This window comes from Tabrizicola sp. (genome assembly GCF_030694085.1).
Classification (GTDB): domain Bacteria; phylum Pseudomonadota; class Alphaproteobacteria; order Rhodobacterales; family Rhodobacteraceae; genus Tabrizicola.
In genome coordinates this window covers 1-6,401 of the sequence record NZ_JAUXZE010000051.1, presented here as the reverse complement: position 1 = coordinate 6,401, position 6,401 = coordinate 1, and the positions used below count along the sequence as shown (strand labels likewise).

Below are 6,401 nucleotides of genomic sequence, written 5' to 3'. Positions count from 1 at the left end.
TTGCGATGCTGATGACCGGAAGGAAAAACACGCTGACCTGAACCCGTGCGGAATTATGCGGAGCGGATTGTCGAAAATCCCTCGCGTTTACAGCGTGATGACCTGACCGCTCCGCATAATCCGTCGCTCGGCATAACAGGCGTTATGCAGAGCACCGCATAAGGCCTGGTTCGAAGGGTATCTCAGCCACGCCAAGGGCGCGGCCGCGCGCATCCGGGACTACGCCCCGAGCGACGCGACGCTGCACGGCATCGCCGACCGGCTGCAGGCCATCCAGCGGCGTAACTTCTACCAGCTCGCTGCCAAGGTCAGCCACCGCGGCCGCTACTACCACGAATACACCATGGCCGTTGACGTCACGCGGGACAGCCCGACCTGGCAGCCGCCGACCGAAGACGCCGAGGAGATCGTGACCGAGGCGCTGCGTGATCTGGCCCGCTGGCTCTACCGCTAGCTTCAGGCTGAATACGACCACCTGACCTCGGACGCGGCCATAGAGGAGGGGATCATCTTGAACGAGTACACTTTCACCGAAGCCGGGCGGCGGTTTGGGTGAGAGTCCGCGCGGCTCATTTGATCTTTACAATTAGACCATATGATCTATATTGAGGCCAATGGAGGACGCCATGTACGTTGCTGAAAAAATCCGGGAACCCGCACAGATCAACGCCGTCGCGTTGAAGGCCTATGCGCGCGTGGCCGATGCCTGGGGCCTCAACCTGAACGAAGCGGCTAGCCTTGCCGACATGACGGTGAGCACGTGGAAGCGTGCCAAGAAGCCGGACTTTGCAGGAGAACTGACCAAGGACCAATTGTTGCGGCTCAGTGCGGTGATCGGCATCTACAAGTCGCTTGAACTTTATTTCTCCGAACCGCTTGCGCGGAGCTGGTTCACCCGACCGAACACTGGTCCGCTGTTCGGGGGCAGCCGTCCGGTCGACACCGCCATCGAAGGTGGCTTGCCGCAGATCCTTGCCGTGCGGACCTATCTTGATGCGTTGCGTGGCGGGGCATGAAACAGACTGAGATTTCCGATCGTGGCCTCGTTCGTCTTCTGCCCGCCACCTACCACAAGCCACCGTCCTTGCGGGGTCTCGTCGATACCGATGACGAGATGGAGATTTTGGCCGAAATCGAGGGCCTGACCAGCGGCCGTCTTCAGGCGGAACGTGGCCGCAACCCGCATCTGGACCCGCGCGAGCTGGCCTGGCAGCGCCGCAGTCGAGATCTGCGCATCTACGGCGACAGCCATGTCAACGCCGCCTTCACCTACACCCGCGCCGGCGGAAACCGCTTCAATACCGAGGAGCGCGGCGCGTGGTATTGCGCATGGGATGTGATGGTGTCCGTCAGCGAAGTGGCCTGGCACCGCACACGTGAACTCGGCTTTACCGGCAGCTTCCATGACAGCGCTCGCTATGTGGAATTGCTGGCGGATTTCATCGGCGTCTTCGACGACATGACCGACGAGCCGGGTCATCCCGCACTGCATCGGGATGCGGCTGTCGGATATCCCGAGGGCCAAAGCCTGGCCCAACATCTGCGTCGGACTGGATCGCGGGGCCTGATCTACCCCTCTGTCCGGGCTCCTGCGCCAGGCGGGAATTGCCTCGTCTGCTTCGAGCCCCACGCCATCCAGAACGTCCGCCCGGGCGCGTCTTGGGATCTTGTTTGGGATGGGACACCGCACTACTCGATTACGGCCGTTGGCTGACGAGTGACGGCGCATGCGCTTTTTTGGGGTCCGAACAGATGAAACCGGCAAACGACAACGGCGCGGACGTCACGAACTTGAAGCCATGTGACCATCAGGCGTTCTTCGAAGCTTTGGACTTTCCGCCCTCACCTACGGACGCCCTGCGCTCAGCCTTTCGTCGGGCGAAAACGAGGTCATTTCAGCGAGACACCGGGCTTCCAACCAAGGACTGAGTTCAGCGGTTTTGCTATTTCGCCCGCGACATGAGGCAGGACGCGCACCAGGAGCGCGACTTTGGCTTCATAGGTCTCACGCGCCACTGTCGGCCTCCGGTTTCACGAAATCTTCCGGCACCATGATCCGATAGCGCGGGTGGATCTTGCCACCTCGGACCAAGGCTCGGTCGCCGCTGCCGAGATCAAATGTCTGCGGGCCGATCCGCTTACGCCAAGGATGGTCGTGGCGGTCAGCGAAGACGAAGAAAAGGCGCCTGACCTTGATCTTACGGCAGGCCTGCAGGAGGTCGGCAATCAGTTTCGGGCGCAGGGTTGTCAGGCTCTGGAAAACCATGTCGAGCGTGTGGAAGCTTTCATGGTCAGGCAACTCGTCCATGGCCTCCAGAATAGCGCGCTCCGGCGTCGACATCGTGAGACCCCAGTCCCATGGCTGGCCGGTCGTTTTGCCCTCGATCAAGCCCAGTTTCGGGTCGGCAAACAAGGATCGGGGGCGGGTTCTTATCGGGGCATCCATCGGCAGTTTCGCCAGCCAATTGGGGATACTGTCCCCATAGACCCAGACTGGAGCGCTTTCCCCGAGGCGCAGATAGTGGGCATGTCCCTGTTCGCGGAGCGCCGTGGTGCCGCCGACATGCAGGTCATGACCCATGATGCGCTGCGTGGAAAGGATGCAGGTCTTCCAGTCGATGCTGTTCGATGTCGGCATGGCTGCGGTGCCGGGCAGGGGGCGGCGGAAGACGCCTCGGGTGATCCGGTCCAGCCAGCCGCGCTTCACATAGTCACGGAAGCTCTCATAGGCGATGCCGTGGGAGACGAGCCATGCGGCATCGACCAGGTACCCGGCGGGTACGGCATCGAGCAGTTTCCTCAGATTCTGTGACCTTGCGGCGCCCATGACACCTAAAGTGACATATCTTCAAAGAGATATCCACGGTCTTCTTTGATGAGGATGCTTTTCCAGCCCAATATCACCATTTCCAAAGAACTGAGGGGCTAGCCCCAAGTGGAGGAAGATCTGAAGACGCTTGGTCGGGAGACGACTACGACTTGCGGTGGTTGCCGAAGGTCGCAGCGGTGTACCTCCCGGCGTGCCGTCGGGACCAGGCCTTGGTCCTTCGGACAAGAGTTTGACCGAGGCTGATGTCCCGAAGCGCTAATCTGCCAACCTATACGTTGGCAACTACGCTCGGTTTGCCAAGCCACGGTATGGCAAAAGCTCCGGAAGGCCGGAGCCAGCTGATGCCGTCCTCACTTGTTGCCGTCGATCCATTTCGACATCAGCCCCTTGTCTCGAAAGCACTCATCCGGGACGGCGCGCCGTTTGATCCGGGCGAGTTTCTCCGCGAAGGCCACCTGCTTTGAGGTCGGCAGCCGGTCCATGTCCAACACCGGCTTCAGCTGGGCCTGCGCCTCGATCCAGGCACTCAACGACCGGCGATCTTGCTGAGCCTCCCAAGGCAGAAGGGTCTGGTTGCGCAACGCAAGCGTGCGCGCATAGGCGATCTGCTTGGGCGTCGCGGGCAGGGCGTGCGTGGTGGTGTCCATCGGGAACCCCCTTGCTGGCTTGGTCCTCAATATAGAACATAACAGGAACAAAATCAAGCTGAGCCTTTGGGACGCGTCGGTTCGAGAGGAAGAGATGGGCGGGGGAAGATCAGGCCTGAAGGTGCCCGAGAGAGGGTGTCCGGGCCTGATCCTGTCCCTCATTCCGGAGCTTCCCGATGACCTATCTCGCACCCGTTGCGCCTCCCGCCTGTCCAGCCTCTTGATCTGGCTCCCGCGATCCTCGCCGTTGCCGAAGCCCTGCAGCCCGATCTCGCCCAGGGCTTCCAGATCGACGCGCTGCGTCTGCGCCTCGAGATGGAGCGTGCCTTCGGCGGCTCCGATGCCGACGGCGCCTGGAACTGGAAGCTCGCCTATTATGAGGCGGGCGAGGTGGCGCTGGTCCTTTTCCTGCGGAAGTTCGGCCGTGCACTTCTGGCCCGGGCCGGCTCGCCTGCCGCGCTGCTACCGATCCTTGCCAAGGTGGCGGGCCTCTTGCCCACGCACACCCGCCGCTCGGAGGAGATGGAGCGCTTCCAGCAATTCTCGACGCCGCTGCCCATGGCGCTTGCGGCCTCGGCCGCCGCACAGATTACCCCGCGTGACATCGTCCTCGAGCCTTCCGCCGGGACCGGGCTTCTCGCGATCCTCGCTGAGATCGCGGGCGGCAGCCTTGCGTTGAACGAGTTGGCAGACACGCGCGCCGATCTTCTGCGCCACCTCTTTCCGGGGCGGCCCGTCACCATCTTCGATGCCGCGCAAATCGACGATCACCTGGACGCTGGCGTCCGCCCGAGCGTCGTCCTGATGAACCCGCCGTTTTCGGTTGTGGCGAATGTCGATGGCCGGACGACCGAGGCGACAGCGCGCCACCTCCGCTCGGCGCTTGCCCGGCTCGCCCCCGGCGGTCGTCTGGTCACCATCACCGGCGCCGGTTTCGCACCGGATGCGCCTGCTTGGGCTGAGACCTTCGGCCGTCTCACCGAGACGGCCCATCTGGTGTTCACCGGCGCTGTGTCGGGCGCTGCTTTCGCCAAGCACGGCACCAGCTTCGAGACGCGAATTTCGGTCTTCGACAAGTGCCGTCTCGGCGAGCCGGGTGGCATCACCGCTGATCTTAGCCAGCCGATGTCTTCAGACCCTGCACAGCTCCTCGCCCGTATTGCGGCCGAGGTCCCGCCACGCCTCGAGTTCGATGCGGGCACTGTCGCCCAATTCCACTCCTCTTCCTCTTTCCGGGGAGTTCCGGTTCGTTCCTTCGGCCCTGCCGCTCGACCCCAGCGGTCAACGGCGTCGGCCAAGACGGATGCCCATGTCACCACGCCGGATGCCGAGGACCTCGCCTACGCCCTGCGCGAGACGGCCGACGACCTAGGCGCTGCGCGCCTGTCGGACGCGATCTACGAGACCTTCCGCCTGCAGGCCATCGACATCCCTGGCGCGGCCCCGCACCCGACCAAGCTGGTGCAGTCAGCCGCCATGGCCTCGGTCGCGCCCCCGAAACCTTCCTACCGCCCCAAGCTGCCAAGCGCCGTCCTGCGCGACGGCCTGCTCTCCGACGCGCAGCTTGAGACCGTCATCTACGCGGGCGAAGCGCATGGCGCGTATCTCGCGGGGTCGTGGAGTGTAGATGAAGCCGGCGACATGGTCTCGGCCGCACCCGACGATGCCGCGGACGCTGTCCGCTTCCGCCGTGGTTTCTTCCTGGGCGATGGCACCGGTGCTGGCAAAGGCCGCCAGTCGGCCGGGATCCTGCTCGACAACTGGTCCCAGGGTCGCCGCAAGGCGCTCTGGATTTCCAAAAGCGACAAGCTGCTGGAGGATGCACAACGCGACTGGTCGGCGCTTGGCCAGGAACGCCTGCTCGTCACCCCGCTGTCGCGCTTTTCGCAAGGCCGCGACATCCCGCTCTCCGAGGGCATCCTCTTCACCACCTATGCGACGCTGCGCTTCGAAGAACGCGGGGCCAAGAAATCCCGCGTCGACCAGATCGTCGACTGGCTCGGGGCGGATTTCGACGGGGTGATCCTGTTTGACGAAAGCCATGCCATGGCCAATGCCGCAGGGTCCAAGGGCGAGCGCGGCGATACCGAGGCCTCGCAGCAGGGCAGGGCAGGTCTGCGCCTCCAGCACAAACTGCCCAATGCCCGCGTGGTCTACGTCTCTGCCACGGGAGCCACGACGGTGCACAACCTGGCCTATGCGCAGCGGCTCGGCCTCTGGGGTGGCGAGGACTTTCCGTTCGCCACCCGCGCCGAATTTGTCGAGGCCATCGAGGCTGGCGGCGTCGCAGCTATGGAGGTGCTGGCCCGCGACCTGCGGTCCCTCGGCCTCTATACTGCCCGGTCCCTCTCCTACGATGGCGTCGAATACGAGATGCTCGAACATGCGCTGACCCCCGAGCAGCGCGGCATCTACGATGCCTATGCCGGGGCCTTCGCCATCATCCACAACAACCTCACCGCCGCGATGGAGGCCGCCAACATCACGGGCGACAGCAGCACGCTGAACCGGCAGGCCAAGTCCGCCGCACGCTCAGCTTTCGAGTCCGCCAAGCAGCGCTTCTTCGGCCATCTGCTCACCTCGATAAAAACCCCCACGCTGATCGCCGCCATCGAGGCCGATCTGGCCGCAGGCCATGCGGCCGTCATCCAGATCGTCTCGACCGGCGAGGCGCTGATGGAACGCCGTCTCTCGGACATCCCCACCGACGAATGGAACGACATCCGCGTCGACATCACCCCGCGGGAATACGTCTTATCCGGAACTCCGGATAAGACGTAATATGCCGCGTCCGCGTTATGCAGAGCGCGACGCTTCATGTCGTTGATATGATGTTTCATTTCGGGATCTCCACTTGGCATAATCATGATGCCTCTGCTCTCAACCGCAGAAGGACACCCCGACATGAACTCCCCCTCCAACTC

Annotated in this window: 4 protein-coding genes and 2 pseudogenes; 4 read left to right on the top strand and 2 right to left on the bottom strand. The window is 63.3% G+C overall.

Annotation, left to right across the window (positions count from 1 at the left end):
* Positions 1–163: 163 nt before the first annotated feature.
* The 3 genes and pseudogenes from Q8M85_RS13395 to Q8M85_RS13385 all read left to right on the top strand — a co-directional run.
* Positions 164–556, top strand: a pseudogene (locus Q8M85_RS13395) (antitoxin of toxin-antitoxin stability system); the annotation flags it as partial.
* Positions 557–614: 58 nt separating this feature from the next.
* Positions 615–1,016: an MbcA/ParS/Xre antitoxin family protein gene (locus tag Q8M85_RS13390; RefSeq protein ID WP_305545434.1), complete on the top strand. Its 402-nt coding sequence runs from the start codon at positions 615–617 to the stop codon at positions 1,014–1,016.
* The gene (locus Q8M85_RS13385; RefSeq protein WP_305545432.1) at positions 1,013–1,714 is read left to right on the top strand and encodes an RES family NAD+ phosphorylase; all 702 of its coding nucleotides are present in this window, start codon (positions 1,013–1,015) and stop codon (positions 1,712–1,714) included. The genes Q8M85_RS13390 and Q8M85_RS13385 overlap by 4 nt, the downstream gene beginning before the upstream one ends.
* Before the next feature lie 291 nt (positions 1,715–2,005).
* Here the strand turns inward: Q8M85_RS13385 and Q8M85_RS13380 are convergent, their stop codons facing one another.
* Positions 2,006–2,827, bottom strand: coding sequence for a type IV toxin-antitoxin system AbiEi family antitoxin (locus Q8M85_RS13380; RefSeq protein WP_305545429.1), 822 nt, complete (start codon positions 2,825–2,827; stop codon positions 2,006–2,008).
* Between the two features lie 353 nt (positions 2,828–3,180).
* Positions 3,181–3,477 (bottom strand): hypothetical protein, encoded by a 297-nt coding sequence (locus tag Q8M85_RS13375; protein WP_305545426.1) that lies wholly within the window; start codon positions 3,475–3,477, stop codon positions 3,181–3,183.
* 176 nt (positions 3,478–3,653) lie between these two features.
* Between Q8M85_RS13375 and Q8M85_RS13370 the strand changes: the two are divergent.
* Positions 3,654–6,234 (top strand): annotated as a pseudogene (locus Q8M85_RS13370) (strawberry notch-like NTP hydrolase domain-containing protein); the annotation flags it as partial.
* Positions 6,235–6,401 lie beyond the last annotated feature (167 nt).